We start from the raw sequence: 19,262 nt of genomic DNA on the forward strand, positions 1-19,262 counted from the left end.
TGCTGAAAATTGCCTCGGCCGGCCGGATCAGGGATTGCTTCTTGCGTCTTGCATCGCTCGGCGACTTGCGTCACCTTCGCGATTCGTGGCGCTTGGCTCTCGCCCGTCCTTTCGAACCGCCCCGTGTCGGGGTGCCGCGAATTATACAGATTGATTTGCCGAACGTCAAGCTTTTTCGGCTGATTTTTTTCGCAAATTTTCCAGACCGTCTTGCAAAAGACTGCGAAATCAATCGCTTAGCGAGATAATGTTATCTTCACTTTTCGCATCGGCGGCGTTTCGGCCACACGAATGCTCGTCTTTTGCTGACTTTTTGCCCGCATCTCCCCTGCTTTTGCTCCTAATCCGGGGCGTAGGGGGGATGCGGGCGTTCGTTTGCGTGCGGGTAGGGGGCACGGACTCGGCAGCCGAAGGGGGCTGCCCGATGGGGTGTTTCGAGAGGTGGAGGCCGCTTCCGGCAGGCAAGTGTCAGCTGTCACAGAAGTCGCCGAAGCTGCCGTAGCTGTGGGCGGCATCGCGTCCGCGGGCATTCAGGTCTTCGACGAGTTGGTGGAGGTTCATTTGGCGAACGTCTTCGCGTTTGCTGTAACAGGCAAAGAGGTAGAGCGCGAGTTTGATGACGGAGGTGCGGTCGAGGTTGCGCTGCTCCATGATGTCGAGCATGAAGCGGTCCATGAGTGCGGTGCTCTTGAATGAGTAGGTGCTGCGTTTGGCCATGGTGAGAGAGATTCGGTGCTGTGCAGGGGCGGAGGGTTCCGCGTGAGGGTAGTATAGCGGATTGCTAATCCGCTCGTCTTTTGCGTTTTTATATATCATTCACCTTAAGGGCCTTGAACAGAAGTACCGTTTTTTTCTTTTCCGTGCCGTGTTGACACGCGCCGGGTGCCTTTTGTTCAAAGTCTTTTATTTTTAAGCGAAAGCTGCCCATCGCGATTTTTTGTCTTGCGAGCGGATTAGCAATCCGTTGGCAAGATATAGCGATTGTATGAGATATATTTTATTTAGTGTATGAGTTTAGGTTCTGATAGTGAGATATTAAGCGAGGATTGCCGCGGGAAAGGGCACGGCGGAAAGGGGTGCGGCGGGGCGCGTCTCGGGGCGGGGCTTCTGCGGCGGCTGGGGCTGGAGTTGTCGGAGCTTTGCGGCGGGCCGGGTCTTTCCGAGGGGGAGTTGTTGCGCTGTTGCCGCGAGGCGATGGTGCTCGGGGTGCGCGAGTTGCGCGGGGCGCCGCGTGTGATGAGTCTTGCGCAGGCGGCGGAGGCTTGCGGGGAGGCGAAGTCTCTACGCCGACCGAGGACGCGTAGTGAGTTTCGCTCGGTGTGCGCGAGGTTGTGCCGCGAGGTGCCGGATTTGATGGCGATGCCGCTGCATGAGTTGACGGCGGATGTGTGCCGCGAGGCGCTGGAGCGGGTGCGGACGAGCGACCGCCAGCGCCGCAAGATGCGTACGATTTTGCACGGGGTTGTGGCGTTTGCGCTGCGCCGGGGCTGGTGCAGACGCAATCCGCTGCAGGCGCTGGAGTTTCCTGCTCCGAGGGAGAGGGAGGTGGCGCCGCTGGAGTGGGCGGAGTTGAGGCGTTTGCTGCGCACGGCGCGGCTGCCGATGCACCGACCTTGTATGCCGCCGCTGGGGCTGATGCTCTGGGCCGGGGTGAGGCCGGCGGAGGTTTGCCGCTTGCGCTGGGAGGATATTGATTTTGAGGAGAGGGTTGTGGTGATTCGCCCGATGCAGGCGAAGACGGGCGGATGCCGCCATGTGTCTCTGCTGCCGGTGCTCGAGGCGTGGCTGGCGGAGTGCGATGCGGAGCGTTCGGGGCGTGTTTGCCCGCCGAATTGGGAGCGCCGCTGGAGGCGTTTGCGCGATGCGGCGCTGCAGCGCCCGTGGCAACAGGATGTGCTTCGCCATACTTTTGCGAGTTATCACGCGAAGTATTGGCACGATTTCGCGCGTTTGCAGGCGGAGATGGGGCATCGCAGTGCGTCGTTGCTGCGGCTGCGCTATTTGAGTATGCGGGGGGTGACGGCGCGGCAGGCTGAGCTCTTTTGGCGGGCTCGCGCGCTCTGAGTTCAGCGGGGAACGGGAGTGGCTTGCATTTCCGTCTTTACAAGTGCTCGCGCCTGCCCTATAGTGGGCGCATGGAGCATACCAAGGTTTCAGATAATATGCAGGAGCTGATCCGATTGGCTCTGCAGGAGGATTTCGGTGACGGCGATGTGACGTCGAATTATTTTGTGCCCGAGGATCTTCAGGCGCGCGCGCTGATGCGCCCGCGCGTGCAGGGTGTGCTGTCGGGCGTGAAGGTGGCGGAGGAGGTTTTCCGCGCGGTGGACCCGACGCTGCATATCGAGGTGTATCTGCACGACGGTGAGGAGGTGGCTCCCGGTGCGGTGGTGATGATGATCGAGGGTAAGGCTCGCTCGATTCTCGGGGCGGAGCGCACGGCGCTGAACTTTATTCAGCGTCTCTCCGGTGTGGCAACGATGACGCACAAGTATGTGAAGGCGATTGCTCACACGAGTTGCAAGTTGCTCGATACGCGCAAGACGACGCCGGGATACCGTTTGCTGGAGAAGGCAGCCGTGGTGCACGGCGGCGGCAATAATCACCGCTTGGGGCTCTATGACCGGGCGATGGTGAAGGATAATCATTTGATGACGGACGGCAAGGCGGATCACTTGCAGGCTTGTATCCGCAAGTTAAAGGCGGATAAGCCGCATGTTGAGGTGGAGCTTGAGGCTGATCGCCTCGATCAGGTGGCGAGTTTCCTGCAGCTTGAGGGGGTGGATTACATTTTGCTCGATAATATGAGCTGCGAGGATATGCGCAAGGCGGTGGAGATGCGCGGGCCGAACCGCAAGCCGTATTTTGAGGCTTCGGGCGGTTTGACGCTGGAGACGGCTCCCGCCGCCGCTGAGACGGGGGTGGATTTCATGAGTTTCGGCTGTCTGACGCATTCGGTGCCTTCGCTGGATCTGGGGCTCGATTTCACGGTGAATCGCTGAATCGATGATGCCGCTATCGCCGACGGAAGCGCTCTTGGTGCTCAATCTGATTCCGGGCTTGGGCTCTGTGCGCATCCGCGCTTTGCTCGAGTTTTTCGGTTCGGCTGAGCTGGTGCTGGCGGCACCGCCCCATCTGCTGGAGCGGGTGCCGCGCATGGGGCCGAAGTTGGCGGCAGCGGTGTCTTGCTGGCGCGAGTGCACGGATTGGAAGGCGGAGTGTGCCTGCGCGGCCGATTACGGGGTGCGGATGGTGACGCTGCTGGATGCCGATTACCCGGAGGTGCTGCGGCGCATGGCGGATCCGCCCGTGGTGCTTTATGTGCGCGGGGAGTGGAGACAGGAGGATGCGGAGCGTTCGGTGGCGGTTGTGGGTACGCGGCAGGCGTCGCCTTACGGGATGACGCAGGCGCGGCGCTTCGGTCGCGAGTTGGCGGATGCCGGTTGCTGCATTATTTCCGGCTTGGCCCGCGGGATTGATACGGCGGCGCACTGGGGTGCGCTCGATGCCGGAGGGCGGACGATTGCGGTGCTGGGCAATGGGCTGAGTCGCGTTTTTCCGCCGGAGAATGAGCAGTTGGCTGAGTGTATTGTCCAAGGACACGGGGCGGTGGTGAGTGAGTTTCCGATGCTGATGGCGCCCAGCCGCACGAGTTTTCCGCAGCGCAACCGGATTGTGGCGGCTTGGAGTCAGGCAACGCTGGTGGCGGAGGCGCCTACGCGCAGCGGGGCTCTTCACACGGCCAAGCTGGCGGCGGAATACGGGCACTCGGTTTTTGCTCTGCCCGGGCCGGTGGATCGTTTGGGGTCGGCGGGTTGCCATGAGTTGATTCGCGACGGGGCTGTTTTGTGCAGTCGGCCGTCTGAGTTGATGGCGGATATGGGCTGGGGCTCGGCGCCCGCGCGGGGCGGGTTGTTCTCGGAGAGGGGGCGTTGTCCGCGCGAGAGGTCCGGCGCGGGTGAGGAGTCTTGCCTGATTGCGCCGGGGGAGGAGGGACGCCGCGTTGTCGAGGCGGTGCGTGCGGGGCATGCTACGCTGGATCAGCTTTGCGCGGTTTTGGGGGAGGGTGCGTCTGCGGTGACGCCGCTGCTGATGCAGCTGGTTATCGCGGGGAAGCTTCGTCCGCTGCCGGGCGGGCGCTACGAGGCGGTCTGAATGCGCGGCTTCGCGGAGCACTTTAGGCTTGCCAAAGCGGCTTTGCTGCGCTAGACTCGCCGCCATGCCACGCATTCAACGCATTGCCCTCTTTCCGGTTCTGCTTTTGACGCTGTTTCTCTGTGCCTGCCAGCAGAATGTCGCGGGTTACGCATACATCCAGCATCGCGACGGCAGTGCATGGCGAGCTGATGCTTCGCGCCGCTACGCTCAAAACCCCGTTCCCCGCGACGCCAGACAGCTCACGCGCGCCGGGGTAGCCGCGACGGCCGCGCAATACAGGGCCGGGCAGGTGCAGACTCCGCGCACGCAGTTGAAGCCGACGACGCCGCCCCCTGCGCCGAGCTGCGGTGCGGTCTGCGTGATTGATCCTAAGACGGGAACGATTCTTTACGAGTACAATGCGAGGCAGCGCCGCCAGGTGGCGAGTACGCAGAAGCTTGTGACGGCGCTCTGCGTTTGCGATGCGGGCCATTTGAACAAGCGGGTGACGATTTCAAAGGAGGATTGCAAGGCTCCGCCCATTAAGTTGGGGCTTCAGCCGGGGACGTCGTATCGCCGAGGTGATTTGTTGCAGGTGATGCTGACGGGCAGTTTCAATGATGTTGCGGTGACGCTGGCTCGCGATACGGCGGGGAGTGTGCCGCGCTTTATCGATATGATGAATGCCCGGGCTCGGCGCATGCGGATGTATGACACGCATTTCGCCAACCCGAACGGTCTGCCGGCGAATCAGTATTCGACGGCGCACGATATGGCTCTGGCGGCCTGCCACGCTTACTATAATCCGACGATTCGCCGCATGGTCAGTATTCCCGAGCTGGACTTCACGCTCGCCAACGGCAGCAAGAGGCATGTGCGCTCGACCAATAAGCTGCTCAAGAGTTACCCTTGGGTGCGCGGGATGAAGACGGGCTATACGAACAAGGCCGGCAAGTGCCTCATTTCCTGCGGGACCTACGAGGGGAAGTCCGTGATTGTCGTGATCTTGGGCAGCACGAATCAGAAGGTGTGGAATGAGTCGCTGCGCTATCTCCGCTGGGCTCTCGGTATCAGCTGAGGAAGGGGATTCGGCGGTGGGCGCGGTGCGGAGGCAAGCGTGGTGCTCTCCCCGATTTTTTCGGAGGCGGCGATGAGGCCTGCAAGGCGATGGGCACGAGTTGTTTTATGTCTGTTAAGGATTTCATTCTGTGGACTGCGCCGGCCTTGGCTCAATGGCGGCCGATGTATGCGCTGTTGACGAGGCTGGGGATGTTGAAAAGGCGGAGCGTTGTCAAAATGGACGGCGGGCTGGCGTCGCAGATGTGGCAGTTTTCGCTCGGCTATGCGCTGGAGCGGCGAACGGGCTATCCGTCGTATTTCGAAACGGATTTTTTCCGAAAAAGCGGCCGGGATCTTTCAGGCAATCGAAACCGTATCTTTCTTCTTACTGACACCTTTCCCGCGATACGGGAAAGGTATGCTTCGAGGTTCGACGTGTCGAGTCGATGCCTGTTTTGCCGTCTCTTGAGAGATCTGAAACCGAAGGGACCCTGCGATTTCGACGAGGACCTTTTCCGACCCGGCCCCAAGTACTTGTCGCAGTATTACGTCAACCCGCGTTATTTTGCGGAGTACCGCGATGAGCTTGTCGAGCTCTTTCGCTTCCGCCCTTCGATGAGCGAGCGGGAGGAGTCCGTGGCGGCTCGGATTGCATCTGATGAGCACGCCTGCCTGGTCCATGTGCGACGCGGCGATTTCGTCGGTTCCGCGCACGATGTCTGCACTCCCGAGTACTACCTCGGTGCCTTGGAGATCATGCGGCAGCGGGATCCTCTGAGCCGTTTTTATGTTTTTTCCAATGAGGTTGAGTACTGCCGCGATTTGTTTGCGCATTCCGGGGCGGATTTAGTCTATATGGAGAATCAGCAGGAGATTGATCCGAGGGTCGATTTTTACATGATGACGCTTTTCTCACGCGCCATCATCTCCAACAGTAACTTCAGCTGGTTCCCTGCTTTTCTGGCGTCGGGTCGCGAGGATTCCTGTACGATTTGCCCGGAGTATTGGTTCAGGGGTTCCGCCGCTGAGGGTTCTCGCCATGTGTGCGCGATGCCGGGGTGGATTTCCCTCTGAGCATCCCGAGCGGCGCCGCTGCGCCATCAGGCTTCATCGGTTCATGAGTGCCGCGCGCCTTACGCGGCGGCTCAGGCCACTTGGTGCCGAGGTCGCTTGCCGTGCGCGGTGCTGAAATCGTTTGCGTTGAGTTGCCGCCTGTGCTACAATGTGCGCATGAGGCTTCATCCCCTGTTCCCCTTTGCCGCTCTGATTTTTGCTGCCTGCGGACGCGAGGAGGCGGAGCACAAGCCCGTCTACGAGGGGCAGAGTGCTCACTGGAATCAGCAGGCCGTGCCCATTTCTCTGCAGTGCGCGGCCTGCCACGCCAAGGAGTTTGAGGACTGGGCCGGCAGTGATCACGCTTGGGCTTGGCGCCAAGCGGATGCGTCTCTGGATTCGGAGCCTTTTCACGGTCAGAGTTATACGGCTCACGGCTCGAAGCTGGCGTTCCGCACGGCGCGCGACGGTTCGCTAAAGATTCACGATGGGGAATCGCAGAAGGTTTTTACGGTGCATTCGGTGCTCGGTCGCACGCCGCTGGTGCAGTATTTGGTGCAAGGGGAGCGCGGAGCGCTGCATACGCCGAGTGCCGCTTGGGATACGCTCAAGCAGGAGTGGTTCGACATGTTTGCCGATGACGAGCGACTGGCGAGCGAAGGTTTGGCGCGGCGCAAGCTGGGCGACTGGGGGCACTGGCTGGGACGCGGGATGAATTGGAACTCGCAGTGTGCGTGGTGCCACATGACGGGTTTCCGCAAGAATTACGACGAGGCTCAGGATGCCTATGCTTCCAACTGGCAGGAGCCCGGCGTGAGCTGCATTCAGTGTCACCGCCTCGCGGCTGCACCGGATCCGACGGACGGCTGCATGGTGGCCAAGGCTGACCGCAAGTTGACGCCCAAGCAGATACACGACAATTGCGCGACCTGCCACGCGCGCCGCGAGGAGTTTGACGATTCGTTCCGCGTGGGCGATGAGTTTGACGAGCATTTCCGCCTCGAGCTGCCGCTGGTGCGCGGCGTCTTTTGGCCCAACGGCATGCAGCGCGATGAGGATTACTGCGAGACGGGGCTGCGCCTCAGCCGCATGGGGCGCACGGGGGTGACGTGCCTCGATTGCCACGACCCGCATACGGCGCAGCTGCGCCTGCCGCAGGAGGATAATTCTCTCTGCCTGCGCTGCCACGGCACGGGTACGGAGGTGAACGGCGTGGCGGCTCCCGTGATTGATATGGCGACGCACACGCCCTGCCCTCAGGGCTCGGCGGGCGCGACCTGCGTGGAATGCCACATGCCGAAGAGCCCCTACATGGCCCGCGACCCGCGCCGCGACCATTCGTTCAATTCTCCCGATCCGCTGCTGAGTGCTCAGTTGGGTATCCCGAATGCCTGCATCATGTGCCACAAGGATAAGGATAATGACTGGGCCGCCGCTGCCGTGGAGAAGACCTACGGCCCCGACCTGAAGATGGCCGCGGTGCGCGACCGCACGCGCGCCGTGTGGGCGGCTCAGGAGGGGCGGGGATCGCTCGCGGACTTGCTCGATGTGTACGGCAAGGAGGAGATTCCGGCTTGGCGTGCGACGCTGCTGGAGCTGATGGCCCGCGAGCCCGAGGCGCAGGATGCCGCGTCTCCGCAGCGCAGCCGGCTGCTGGAGGCTGCCCGTGCAGCCGCCGGCGATGAGAATGCGATGGTTCGCGCCGCCGCGGCGCGCGTTCTCGGGGCGGAGGCGCTGCCGATGATTCATGATCGCAGCCGGCTGGTGCGCCGCGCAGCCGGCTGGCCCCTCGTCGATCAATTGGTTCAGCTGCCGGAGGCCGCAGGGGTGCTGCAGGAGCTGAAGGCAACGGCCAAGCACCAAGGCGACCAGCCGACGGGTGCGATGCAGCTGGCGGTGCTGGCGGATGCCGAGGGCAAGCTCGACGAGGCGGAGCGGCAGTACCGCCGCGCCATCGAGCTGGACCCGCACAGCACGGTGCCGCGCATTGACTACGCTGTCTTCCTCGACCGCGAAGGGCGCCCGATGGACGCGCTCAAGCAGATGCTGGACTGTGCCGCACACCACCCCGATGACGCCGAGGTGCAGTTTCGCCTCGCACTGATTCTTGCCGAGCTTCAGCAGTACGAGCCCGCCCTGAGGGCTCTCGATAAGGCCGTTCTTCTCGAGCCGCATTTCCTTCGCGCACGGGCCAACCGCGCCGAATTGCTCCGCTTCCTCGGGCGTGATGAAGAGGCCCGTGAGGAGCTGCGCCGCATCGAGGAAATCAGCCGTAATCTTTCTACCCCCTGATTGTTCATGCTCTTGCCGATTCTGACCATTCTGCTGCTAGCTATCATCTTCTTCACGGTCTTCAAGGGCGTGATTCGCATGATGCTGCTCGCGATTGCCGTCATCGGCGGTATTGCGGTCTGGTTGCTTATCCAGCGCCACGGCTTTACCTTTCTCGCCTTTATCACTCACGAGCCTTCGCCTTGGATGGTGCAGACGCTGGCATGGGCCGCGGCCCTTTTCACCTTTCTGGTTTTTTATCAGGGAATGCAGTGGTTCTCGCAGCTCTTCAGCTGGCGCAAGTTTTCGCTGCCCGGCCTGATTACCTCGATTCTGATGAGCCTGATGATGCTCTGGGTGTTCAGTGTCGGGCTCTCGTACTACGCAGAAATTTCGCGCATGGGTTACTTCCATGAGAAGGCTCTAGCTATATTGAAGCAGGGCGACGAGCCCGCCCAACCCTGGGCATGGAGAACGAAGCAGGTGCTGAGGCAATCCGAACTGACGTCGTGGCTCGAAAAAGTCGATCCTATGGAAGACCGCGCTCAGGCCAATCTAGCCAGTCTGGTCGCCTTCGGCTGCACGCTTGATGAGAAGAGCTACACGCGGCTGTACAATGAGCAACTGCTTCGGCTGCGCATCCCGCAGAGTTCCCGCCTGCTCGAACTCTTCAAGGACAGCGGCCTCCGGAAACTCGTCGCTGAGCAACATTTTGTCACCTTGCTGGAGAATGAAAGGCTCAAAACCTTTCTTCAATACGGCAATACCTATGAGATTTTCCGGCAGCTCGAGTTCAGCCAGTAAGCTGCCCCACGTGACCCCTGCCCTCAGACGGCGAAATTTGCAAAAAAAATTCTTTTTTTCGCCATTTTTCTTGACACAAGAGTTAGTCTGAACTATCATACGCCTGCACGGAATTAGTTTTAGCTAACTATGAAAACTGAATCACACATCAAAACTCTGCGCGAACTTCCCATCGGAGCACGCGCTCGCGTCATGCGCGTGGGAGGAGAAGGCCCCCTGCGCCGGCGCCTGCTGGATATGGGGCTGACCAAAGGCGTTGAGGTGAAAATCCTCAAAGCAGCACCACTCGGTGACCCGGTTGAAATCACTCTGCGCGGCTACCGCCTCTCTCTTCGCAGGAGCGAGGGCGATTGCCTTTTGCTGGCAACACAATTCTAAACCCCTCGAGTTAGTTTTAGCGAACAATGAAACGCATCATCGCACTGGCCGGCAATCCGAACTGCGGCAAAACTCTTCTCTTCAACGAACTCACCGGAGCCAACCAACACGTAGGCAACTGGCCGGGAGTCACCGTTGAACGCAAAACCGGCACAATGCTGGAAAACGAAGATATCGAAATCCTCGATCTGCCCGGTGTCTACTCGCTCTCACCCTACTCACCGGAAGAGCGCGTCACGCGACACTACTTATTGGAGCAAAAGCCCGATCTGATTGTCAATATCATTGACGCCACCAATCTGGAGCGAAATCTCTACCTGACACACCAGCTGCTGGAAACCGGGCGTCCTGTTCTGATTGTGCTCAACATGATAGATCTGGCCTTTCAGGAAGGCATCGAGATCAACGTAGACAAGTTGAGCCGAGCACTGGGATGCCCCGTCATCGCGGCCAGCGCACTCAAGCTCATCGGCTTGGCAGAACTGCGCGAAGCACTGACGGCGACGACTTTGCCGTCTGCCACGGCGGCACCGGCCTTTAGCACAGCTATTGAAGAGGCTCTCAAGAACATTCAGACCCTCACGAACAGCGACCGATGGACCTCCGTCAAACTGCTGGAGAACGACCCGGAACTCATCAGCACACTCACCCCTCAGCAACGTCATGACGTGGCAGCCCTCCGCCTCGGCCTGGAAAACAAGCTGGATGACGACATCGACTCCATCATCGCTGCAGGACGATACGAAGGACTGGAACCCATCGTCAAATCCTGCCGCCAAGAGCACAACCGTAAAGCAGCACTGGCGTCACGCATTGACGCAGTGTTGACACACCGCGTGCTGGGTCTACTCATCTTTGCCGCCGTCATGTTCGGCATCTACTTCCTGAGCATCACGACCATAGGCACGTGGGGAACGGACTGGGCGAACGATGTTCTGTTCGGGCCGATTGTCGGCGGCTGGCTCGGCGGCTTCCTCGGCTCGGAGAGCGTGCCGCTCGAGTCACTGGTGCAACTCAGCGCCGTTCTGGCGATGATTCTCGTCTTTCCGGTGACGCTGAGGCGCCTGCACGACCTCAACCTCAACGGCTCGTGGCTCTATCTCGCCTTGGCGCCCTTCCTGCTTGAATACATGTTCCCGCACATGCCCGAGGTGATGCACCAAGCGGTGATGTACGCGCTCTACGCGGCGAATCTCTTCCTGCTGCTGGCCTGCTTCTGCTTCCGCGGCAACGCGACCACCAACGCCTACGGCCGGGTGCCGCAGCGCTTGGGCTTATCACCGCTCAAGCTCGACGGACGCGCCAACCGCCGCGAGTACGCCCTGTGGTTCGTCATCATGAGCGCCGTATCGCTCGGCATCGCCTCCCTCGGCTACCTTCAGCTCGACTGCGACGGGCAGATTCAGGATCTCGTCAGCAACGGCATCGTCGCCGGCGTGGGCGCCGTGCTGGGTTTCCTCCCGCAAATGGCCGTGCTCTTCCTGCTGCTGGCCCTGCTTGAGGACTGCGGTTACATGGCGCGCGTCGCCTTCATGATGGATCGCATTTTCCGCTCGCTGGGTCTCTCGGGCAAGTCCTTTATCCCGCTTCTGGTGTCGATGGGCTGCGGTGTACCCGGCGTCATGGCCACGCGCACCATCGAGAATGAAAAGGATCGCCGCATGAGCATCATGCTCACCACCTTCATCCCCTGCGGCGCCAAGATGCCCATCATCGCCCTGCTCGCCGCGCTCATCGGTTCCGATGCTCTCATCTCCACCGTGGCGTACTTTGCCGGCGTCGGCTCCGTCATCCTCAGCGGCATCATTCTGCGCAAGACGCACATGTTCGCGGGCAGCTACACGCCCTTCGTCATGGAGCTGCCGCCCTACCACATGCCCAATGGCGTGAGCATCAACCTGCGAGCCATGGAGCGCTGCAAGGCATTCGCCCGCAAGGCCGGTACCGTCATCTTCCTCGCCTCGGCCGCCGTCTGGTTCACCCAAAGCTACACCTGGAAGCTCAGCTACCTCAATACCTCCGAAGAGCCCGAAGCCATCGAGCAGAGCATGCTGGCCGACATCGGCCACCAGATGGCGCCCTTCTTCGGACCGCTGGGCTGGAACGACTGGAAGCCCGCCGTCGCCTCCGTCACCGGCCTCGTCGCCAAAGAAACTGTCATCGGCACCTTCGGTGTACTCTACAAAGCCGAGGAGGGCGGTGAGGAAGAGGCCTTCGAGCTGACGCCCTCGCAGCCCAAGTTCAACGCCATGACGGCACTTACCGTGGGCGCCTGGCAGCTCGCCCCTGCCGTCCGCGAAGCGAACTTTAGCGCCGAATCCCCCGAGAGCGAGGATGAAGCCCTCGCCGCCAAGAGCGGTGACGAAGCCGCCGAGGAAGCCGGTGACGAAGAGGATGTCAGCGGTCTGGCCGCCAACATACAAGCCGCCGGTACCTTCACTCTGTGGAGCGGGCTCTCCTTCATGCTCTTCAACCTGCTCTGCGCCCCCTGCTTTGCGGCCTGCGGAGCCATCCGCCGCGAGATGAACAGCGCGCGCTGGACATGGTTCGCCATCGGCTACATGTGCGTCTGGGCCTACATCATCGCCCTGCTCGTCTACCAATACGGGAACTGGTGGCAGACCGGGGTATTCGCCACAGGGCAACTCGCCGCTGTTGTCCTCAGTCTGGGGCTACTCTACATGCTCCTGCGCCCCATGCCGAAACGCTCCTGAGGCTCAGGGCGGCGGGTTCGGAGGACGCTCCCGCCGCCCTGAAATCCCCCCCCTCCTGAGAACCGCACAAGAGAATTATCCCGACACCCATCAACAAGCTCAACTACAACATGAACGACCTCATCGCCATTCTGATTCTGCTCGCGCTCGCCGCATGGGCTCTCTACCGCAGCCTCTTTCCCAACGGCCTTCGCCGAGCGGCCTGCAGCGGCAGCTGCGGCTCGTGCAGCGGCTGCGCTCTGGGCGACATCGCCCGCAGCGCCAAGGCAAACGAAAACCGCAAGCACCACCTCAAGCCCCCCGGTGTCGTCCGCAGCAGCAGCGGCAACTGATGCCGCCGCGCAACACAAACACACCCGTACACCCACATCTCACACTCCCATAGATTCGCACCGCGCGACAAGCATCCGCCGACCGGATCAGCAAATAAATCAAAACATTTCCAACCAAATAAAACCAATGAAGACCAAACACATCATCGCAACCGCCCTGACAGGACTGATGCCCCTGACCGCCATCGCTGAAGAGACCTCCTCTCCGACAACGGGAGACATTCTCCGCAGCATCAACATGTTCACTCCGGAAGAAGGAGACCCCGCCTACAAACAGAAAGCCTACGAAAAGCTCGGAACAGAATGGGCTCTGGACATGGCCTACGGCTACTGGGGCACCAATAATGCCATGCCCGGCACGAACGGCAAAAACAACTACTTCCTCCTGCACGGCCAGCTCAATCAACGTCTCATCGAAGATGACAAAAACGGCGGCACTTGGCTGAGATTTGAAATCTCGGGCTCCGTCGCTTTGGACGCCACCACTCGGCGAGAAGAAGGTGAGTTCATCGGCGGCTTCGGCACCATCAACGACGTGCACGGTGACATCTTCGGGCCCAACAAGTTCATCATCCCCGAGCTCGCCATCATGCACTATTTCGCCGGTCAGCGCGCCTGCCTCATCGCCGGTATGGTCAACTTGACCAACTACTTTGATGCCGTCAGCATCGCCAACGACTCCTTCTCGGGCTTCACGAACACCGGCTTCATGAACTCGACCATCCTGCCGCTTGTTGACAGCAATCTCGGCGCCGTCCTCCAAGTCGAGCTCAACCACAGCAACTACATCATGGCCGCCGTCAGCCGCACCGACTGTGAATCGGGCTACAATCCCTTTGATACCCACGGCAGCGGCTACTGCATCGTCGGTGAATGGGGCCACATCATCGACGACGGCAAACTCGTCCTGCGCCTCAACCCCTTCTTCCAGAGCATTGAACAGCAGACGGAAACCGGGACAAAGGCCCGCAACAACGCCGGTCTCGTCGCCAGCGTCGAGTACACGCCCTGTGACTATGTAACCCTCTTCACGCGCGCCGGCTTCAGCGCAAAACAGGAGCTCGGCAACGGTGCCGAGTTCTCGGTCGGCGCCAATGTAAAGCTCATCCCGAGCCGCGAAGATGACTTCTTCGGCATCGCCTGGGGCGTCTATAAGGGGCAGAATTCACAGGAGGAGCCGACGGCTCACAACCGCGAGTCCACGCTGGAACTGATGTACAGCCTCCAGATCAACGATTACGTCAAAGTCGTTCCGCACTTCCAGTACATCCACAATCCCTCCTATCGCGACGATTGCCGAGACGAGACAATCTTCGGCATTCAAACCGTCTTCTCGTTCTGAGTCCATTTTCACCGGAATTGTGCTGTAACGTGTATGCAAACGACGTGCCGGGCAATAGCCCGGCACGTCAATTTTCTGCATCGTCCTGAAAAAAAAGCACGGGGTTAAACCCGACGGCTTTGAGCGCTGCGGCTGCGCTGGAGGCGGCGGCTCAGGCTGTTTTCCGACCCGCCGACTTTGTTCGCCAGCGCTGCGCGGCTCAAGCCGCTGCGGCCGGAGCTCTTGTCGCTTGACGGCGCGGTGCCGCGGCTGCGCTGCAGACGCCGACCCAGGCTGTTCTCCGCCCCGCCGACCTTGTTTGCCAGAGCCGCATGATGCAGCTCAGTGGTCGGGAAAACACTCGAGGAAACAGGCGTCGCGGCATTCTGCCCCGCGAGGAGAAAGGCGGAGGCCGCCGCGAAAAGACAACATGGCAACAACATTTTCATCGTGTTCATCAATCGATTGGATTCAGCTAGGGATAGGGAAAGACGCACGCCCGCATGGCGTTGCTCCGTCTCCGTGCGATACCCCATCCACGGGACAGGAATATCACAGCTACCCTGCCCTTGTCAACCTCAAAGCGCACGATGACGAAGAGCGACTGCGGGCAAAGACAAGTGCGAGCCGCCGGAGCCGGGCTCTTCGGCGGAGGCCGCAGCACGTGAGCAGGCGGCCGCTTTCGCGCAGCGCTGCCGCAAGTTCATCGGGAAGCTACGGGCGGCGGCAGCTTCGGGGTCACTTCGCAAATCGGAGGCGACACCTTCCCCATAATCAGGTCTGAGCGCGACAGGGTACAGCCCAAAAAAAACTCCCCGCTCGCGGCGTCGGCCGGGAGCGGGGAGTGAACAAATCGTTTGCCTACGCAGGACTCAGTAAAGGTCGCCGTTGCTGCGATCCTCCGACGCCGAGGCAGACTTCTCCGAGGCCGGTGTCTCGCGGCGAGCGACGGGAACGGCCTTCCCCTTGGACTTGGACGAAGAGGATTCGCCGTCGCTCCTGTAGTAGGAGTAATAAGTCGTGTAGTACTGGTACTGCGTATCGCCGCTGATATCCACGTTGTTGAGCACGAGGCCCATGAGGCGGCCGCCGGCATTCTCGACCGTCGAGCGGGCGCGGAGGAGAGCCTTGAGCGGCATGCGCTTGGGCTGCAGCACAAGCAGGGTGGCGTCAGCCTTGTTGACCAGCAGCGAGGCATCGCTGACACCCAGAATGGGCGGAGAGTCGAAGATGACCACATCGAAACGCTTGCGAGCCTCGGCGATCAGCTTGTCCATGCGGTAGGACGAGATGAGGCCGGACGGGTCGAGGGGCGTGCTGCCGGCGGGCAGCATAAACAGGTTCGGCACCTTCGTGCGCAGCACCACGTCCTTGAGCTCCAAGTCCTCGGTGAGGTAGTCCGAAAGGCCGTAGTCACCGTTGATTTCGGCATAGCGATGCAGCCTCGGGCGCCGCATATCCGCATCGATCATGAGCGTTGAATAACCGGCCTGCGCACAGACGTAGGCGAGATTGCAAACCGTCGTCGACTTACCTTCACCGGCATTGGACGACACGATGGCGAAGGTCGTGGCGTTCATAACCGTCTTCTTGAGCTCGATGTTGGTGCGCAGGATGCGATAAGCCTCGGCGTCGGGGCCTTCGTTGTCCTGAAGCATCAGGATGCCGGCATCGCGCGGAATCACGGCCATCACGGGCAGTCCAAGGCGTTGCTCTGCCTCCTCAAGGGTCTTGACGGAAGTATCGAAGTAGTTGAAGACGAGGGCTGCAATGATACCCGCGAGCAAGCCGATCACCGCACCCAAGATGATGTTGAGCTTGTAGTTCGGCTTGCTGGGCACGAGGGGCAGCGACGCCTTGTCGACCATCTCAATAGAGAGACGGGGCATGTTGACGTTGATGCGATCGGCGGCGAGATCCGCCTTCATCGAATCGCGCAGCTCCATCGAGGCCCGCAGGTCATTGAGCTGGGTATGAATCTTCTGCACCTGAGCGCGCTTGGCCGTCAAATCGGTTTCGGCCTCGGTGATGCGTTTATCGAGAGCCGCAAGCTCATCCTGCCGGACAACGAGCTGGAGGCTCAGCGCCTTTCGCATAGCAACGAGTTCTTCATCGAGTTTCGCCGCAAGGCTCTCGATGCGCTTGTCCATCGTGATGACGTCCGGATGGCGTTCCCCGCGGTAGACGAGCATCTCCTCACGATCGCGCAGGCACTTTTCATACTCCTCGCTCAGCGAGCGCACCTTGGCAGAGGCCAAGGTCTCATCGGTCTGCAGGATGTTGTGCATCACATACTCGTGAAGCTCGAGCCCCTGAAGATCGCGAAGTTTGGTGATGTGCACCGTCAATTCACTGATCTTCGAGCGAAGAGGCTCGCGGTCCGCGACAAGTTTGGTATAGCTCTGGTACTCCGGCGTTCCCATCAGAGCGCTCGTACCGTCCGTTCCGAGGAAGTCAAGAGACGGGAAGTTCGCTTCGAGGAGGTAAGCGCTGAGGGCCTCTCTCTCCCCCTGCACCACATCCTCCTGCTTCATGTACTCGTTCTCGCGAACGCGGACGGCGTCGTAGAGATCCTTGAGCTCCTTCTCGTCGCGCCAACGACGATAGGCTTCCGGGATGGCCGCGCAGATCTTCTGCGCCATGTGGGCGTCGCTGTGCGTGACCTCGACGGAAACGAGATTCGTCGAGGTGTGCGGCGTCACGAGAATCATGCTGCGCAGCATGTTGATGGCCGTCAGCTCGGAAACGCCCCACTCGGTCACCAAGTCGAGAGACTCCACCACCTTCGAGAGCGTCAGCTCCGAGGTGAGAATCTCATACTGCGTCTCCGTCCATGCAGCGTCGCCCTGCTCGGCAAGACGAATGGTGGACACATTGCGATCGGAGGAACGCTGGATCTTCTCTCCGGGAGGCTTGATGGAAAAGTTGGTCACGCTCGTGTACTCAGGCGTCATGATGTAGGTGACTACAAAACTAGCCGTGAGCACCAGCAGGAACACTGCCGCAATCAACTTCCAGCGCGAGGTAAGAACCTTCAGGTAGTCCTGCGCGTGCAGGACACCCTCCCGCCCCTTTGCATCCGAACCGTCTGCCATGATATTTACTCATTGAAAAGGGTGGAACCTATCTGCAGAGAGAGAGATTCCACCCTACATGACTTGTGTCAAGTCTGTCAGAAGCTGTAGGAGAAGCCGGTCTGCACAATGCTGCGGGTGTAGTCACCGGCCCACTTGCTGCCATCCGTGAACTTGTATGTGGTGTTCCACGAGAGGTGCTTGGTAATCGAGTAATTCAGACCGACACTGAGCACGTAGGTGCTCTGAGTCATGTCCTGCAGTCCGTTCGTGCCGCGAGAGTAGTCGCAGTAGAACCACTCGGCACCGCAGAACACGGTCACCATGGGCGAGATCGTGTAGTTGAGGCGAGCACCCAGACGCCATGCCATATCCGAGAGGTAGTTGAGCGTCGGGAAGGCGTAGGTGCCGATGTTCTCGTTATCGAGATTGACGTACAGGTTTGCCGAAAGACCCTCCGTCAGCCGGCGGTTGTAGCCGGCGCGGAAGTTCGGGTAGAAGTACGTATGGTCATTGATATTCTTGCACTGCAGACCCAGCGACGCATAGACGCTCGACACGGAATCAAGGGCATGCGTGGCACTGGCATTCAGGTAGATATTGTTGGCGTTCTCACCGTACTCGCGTCTATCCAGACGGTAGCTGAGCGTGAGGCCGTAGGTGGTGGCGGGTGAGGACTTATAGTTCAGACCCAGCGAGCCCGTGACGTACTGGCGGTCATCATAGCGGTACTCGCGCTCTTCGTACAGGTAGCCGCTGGTGCCGACACCGACGACCCAGCTCAGGCGGGCGTCAATCGGCTGGGAATAGTTGGCCGCAACATTCCACATAAAGGTGTTGCCGCGAGCACGAGCCGACGAAATACCGTTGGAGTAGTCGGGCTCGGGCTGGTAGGCCACATTGGCCGACAAGCGAATGCGAGAACCCGAACCCAAGCTGCGCTCGTAGGTGCCGCCCACCGTGATGTCGGGGAATACGCGGTTATTCGTACCATAGGCCTCGCGCATGTAATACATCACACCCAAGCCGACGTTGTAAGAGATCTTATCGGCAGACTCAAACTCGCCGTAAGCCGACGAAACACCGGCACGCACGAAAGCACTCTCCTGAGCATCAGCCGAGCTGTTGATATTACTGTCATAACCCAAGCTGACGTGAGCCGCCCACGACACGGCATACGACTCCGGAATACCGATTGTCGGAGCCGTATCGTAAAGGGAGCCGGCCATGGCCGACGACACAGCAAAACCACTGAGCGCAAGCGCCTTAAGAATGGAGGATTTCATGTTAACAGGTAAGAGATATTAAATCAGTTTCCGGGAGACACAACGGGGGGAGCGATGACTTCTTCCGTGGAGGAAGAGTTAGCCGGCGGATACATGCCGCTCGGAGCACTCTGGAGGAAGTTGTTGTTTTGGAAGATGATTTCAACGACGCGAGCCGTCAGAGCGGAAAAAGACGTTTGGGCATAACCCTCTTGGGACCAGCGACCCAAGTAACGGCGGACTTCGCGCTGGAAGTTCTCAGCCACCTCGGGAACAGCAGCCATGACGGCCTGCAGGACCTTGTAAAGCTCATCGTCGGAGATCGTACCCTCTCGCGCTTCAATCACGGCAGACAGAAGTTTGTCAGCACTCTGGGGATCCGCTTGAGCAGCTTCATAGACGGCTTGGCACACTTGATCGATAGTCTTGGACGAGTCAGCAGCCAAACGGGCGACTTCTTCGACGCTGGCGTTGTCAGCGCTAAGGGGCGCAGCGAGGCATCCTGCCATGAGGAATGCAATCATCAATTTTGTTTTCATAGCTCTCAGTTGTAGGTGTGAGATTTACTGTCGGGAAGCGGGTAGCGGGAATCGAACCCGCATGATCAGCTTGGAAGGCTGGAGCTTTGCCATTAAGCTATACCCGCGCTGCTTCGGGCTCATGATACCATATTCCGAGGGGATGGCAAGCGCAAATCGTCTTTTTTTTGCTGCCGGCCTCATTTTTTCCGAAAGCAGTCGATTGGGCGCTTCGGGCTGCGATTTTCCGGACTTTATTCGGGTCTCGAGCAGTTTTGTTGATCCACAACGTGGCCTCCGGCAAACAAAAAACTGACTCCCCAGGTCTTGCCTCCC

17 protein-coding genes and 1 tRNA gene are annotated in these 19,262 nt (G+C 60.1%); 12 read left to right on the forward strand and 6 right to left on the reverse strand.

All coding sequences use genetic code 11. The annotated features are described in order from the left end of the window. A partial coding sequence (locus AC6UAL_RS08690) for a hypothetical protein (protein WP_500682987.1) occupies positions 1–248 on the forward strand: 248 nt, incomplete at its 5' end. A gap of 220 nt (positions 249–468) precedes the next feature. Here the strand turns inward: AC6UAL_RS08690 and AC6UAL_RS08695 are convergent. Beyond that, on the reverse strand, positions 469–717 hold the full coding sequence (locus tag AC6UAL_RS08695) for a hypothetical protein (RefSeq protein ID WP_500682988.1): 249 nt from the start codon (positions 715–717) through the stop codon (positions 469–471). Between the two features lie 291 nt (positions 718–1,008). On the opposite strand from AC6UAL_RS08695, the gene AC6UAL_RS08700 reads away from it, so the two are divergent. The 11 genes from AC6UAL_RS08700 (at position 1,009) to AC6UAL_RS08750 (ending at position 14,090) form a co-directional block, all read left to right on the forward strand. Further along, positions 1,009–2,064, forward strand: a complete 1,056-nt coding sequence (locus AC6UAL_RS08700) for a tyrosine-type recombinase/integrase (protein WP_500682989.1) — start codon at positions 1,009–1,011, stop codon at positions 2,062–2,064. Between the two features lie 71 nt (positions 2,065–2,135). Next, the gene (gene nadC / locus AC6UAL_RS08705) at positions 2,136–3,002 is read left to right on the forward strand and encodes a carboxylating nicotinate-nucleotide diphosphorylase (RefSeq protein WP_500682990.1); all 867 of its coding nucleotides are present in this window, start codon (positions 2,136–2,138) and stop codon (positions 3,000–3,002) included. A 4-nt stretch (positions 3,003–3,006) separates the two neighbouring features. After that, positions 3,007–4,155: a DNA-processing protein DprA gene (gene dprA, locus AC6UAL_RS08710; RefSeq protein WP_500682991.1), complete on the forward strand. Its 1,149-nt coding sequence runs from the start codon at positions 3,007–3,009 to the stop codon at positions 4,153–4,155. A 64-nt stretch (positions 4,156–4,219) separates the two neighbouring features. After that, a complete protein-coding gene (locus tag AC6UAL_RS08715; RefSeq protein WP_500682992.1) occupies positions 4,220–5,215 on the forward strand; it encodes a D-alanyl-D-alanine carboxypeptidase family protein in 996 nt (331 codons plus the stop codon). Between the two features lie 107 nt (positions 5,216–5,322). Then, positions 5,323–6,270 (forward strand): alpha-1,2-fucosyltransferase, encoded by a 948-nt coding sequence (locus tag AC6UAL_RS08720; RefSeq protein WP_500682993.1) that lies wholly within the window; start codon positions 5,323–5,325, stop codon positions 6,268–6,270. A gap of 156 nt (positions 6,271–6,426) precedes the next feature. Then, complete coding sequence (locus AC6UAL_RS08725; protein ID WP_500682994.1) at positions 6,427–8,541, forward strand: tetratricopeptide repeat protein; 2,115 nt, start codon at positions 6,427–6,429, stop codon at positions 8,539–8,541. A 6-nt stretch (positions 8,542–8,547) separates the two neighbouring features. After that, positions 8,548–9,324: a hypothetical protein gene (locus tag AC6UAL_RS08730; RefSeq protein WP_500682995.1), complete on the forward strand. Its 777-nt coding sequence runs from the start codon at positions 8,548–8,550 to the stop codon at positions 9,322–9,324. 129 nt (positions 9,325–9,453) lie between these two features. Next, positions 9,454–9,702 carry a FeoA family protein gene (locus AC6UAL_RS08735; RefSeq protein ID WP_500682996.1) on the forward strand — a complete coding sequence of 83 codons (249 nt, stop codon included), beginning with the start codon at positions 9,454–9,456 and terminating at the stop codon, positions 9,700–9,702. A 26-nt stretch (positions 9,703–9,728) separates the two neighbouring features. Continuing rightward, positions 9,729–12,416 carry a FeoB small GTPase domain-containing protein gene (locus AC6UAL_RS08740; RefSeq protein WP_500682997.1) on the forward strand — a complete coding sequence of 896 codons (2,688 nt, stop codon included), beginning with the start codon at positions 9,729–9,731 and terminating at the stop codon, positions 12,414–12,416. 110 nt (positions 12,417–12,526) lie between these two features. Next, positions 12,527–12,748, forward strand: a complete 222-nt coding sequence (locus AC6UAL_RS08745) for a hypothetical protein (protein ID WP_500682998.1) — start codon at positions 12,527–12,529, stop codon at positions 12,746–12,748. Between the two features lie 127 nt (positions 12,749–12,875). Further along, complete coding sequence (locus AC6UAL_RS08750) at positions 12,876–14,090, forward strand: carbohydrate porin (protein ID WP_500682999.1); 1,215 nt, start codon at positions 12,876–12,878, stop codon at positions 14,088–14,090. 104 nt (positions 14,091–14,194) lie between these two features. Here the strand turns inward: AC6UAL_RS08750 and AC6UAL_RS08755 are convergent, their stop codons facing one another. The 5 genes from AC6UAL_RS08755 to AC6UAL_RS08775 all read right to left on the reverse strand — a co-directional run bounded on the left by AC6UAL_RS08755 (position 14,195) and on the right by AC6UAL_RS08775 (position 19,054). Continuing rightward, positions 14,195–14,527, reverse strand: coding sequence for a hypothetical protein (locus tag AC6UAL_RS08755; protein ID WP_500683000.1), 333 nt, complete (start codon positions 14,525–14,527; stop codon positions 14,195–14,197). 414 nt (positions 14,528–14,941) lie between these two features. Next, positions 14,942–17,164 (reverse strand): GumC family protein, encoded by a 2,223-nt coding sequence (locus AC6UAL_RS08760; protein ID WP_500683001.1) that lies wholly within the window; start codon positions 17,162–17,164, stop codon positions 14,942–14,944. 77 nt (positions 17,165–17,241) lie between these two features. Beyond that, positions 17,242–18,429 carry a hypothetical protein gene (locus tag AC6UAL_RS08765; RefSeq protein WP_500683002.1) on the reverse strand — a complete coding sequence of 396 codons (1,188 nt, stop codon included), beginning with the start codon at positions 18,427–18,429 and terminating at the stop codon, positions 17,242–17,244. Between the two features lie 23 nt (positions 18,430–18,452). Then, the gene (locus AC6UAL_RS08770) at positions 18,453–18,947 is read right to left on the reverse strand and encodes a hypothetical protein (protein WP_500683003.1); all 495 of its coding nucleotides are present in this window, start codon (positions 18,945–18,947) and stop codon (positions 18,453–18,455) included. Positions 18,948–18,983: 36 nt separating this feature from the next. Beyond that, positions 18,984–19,054: transfer RNA gene (locus AC6UAL_RS08775), tRNA-Gly, on the reverse strand. Between the last annotated feature and the right edge of the window lie 208 nt (positions 19,055–19,262).

It is taken from the genome of Candidatus Parakkermansia intestinigallinarum (genome assembly GCF_944389695.1).
GTDB lineage: Bacteria > Verrucomicrobiota > Verrucomicrobiia > Verrucomicrobiales > Akkermansiaceae > Akkermansia > Akkermansia intestinigallinarum.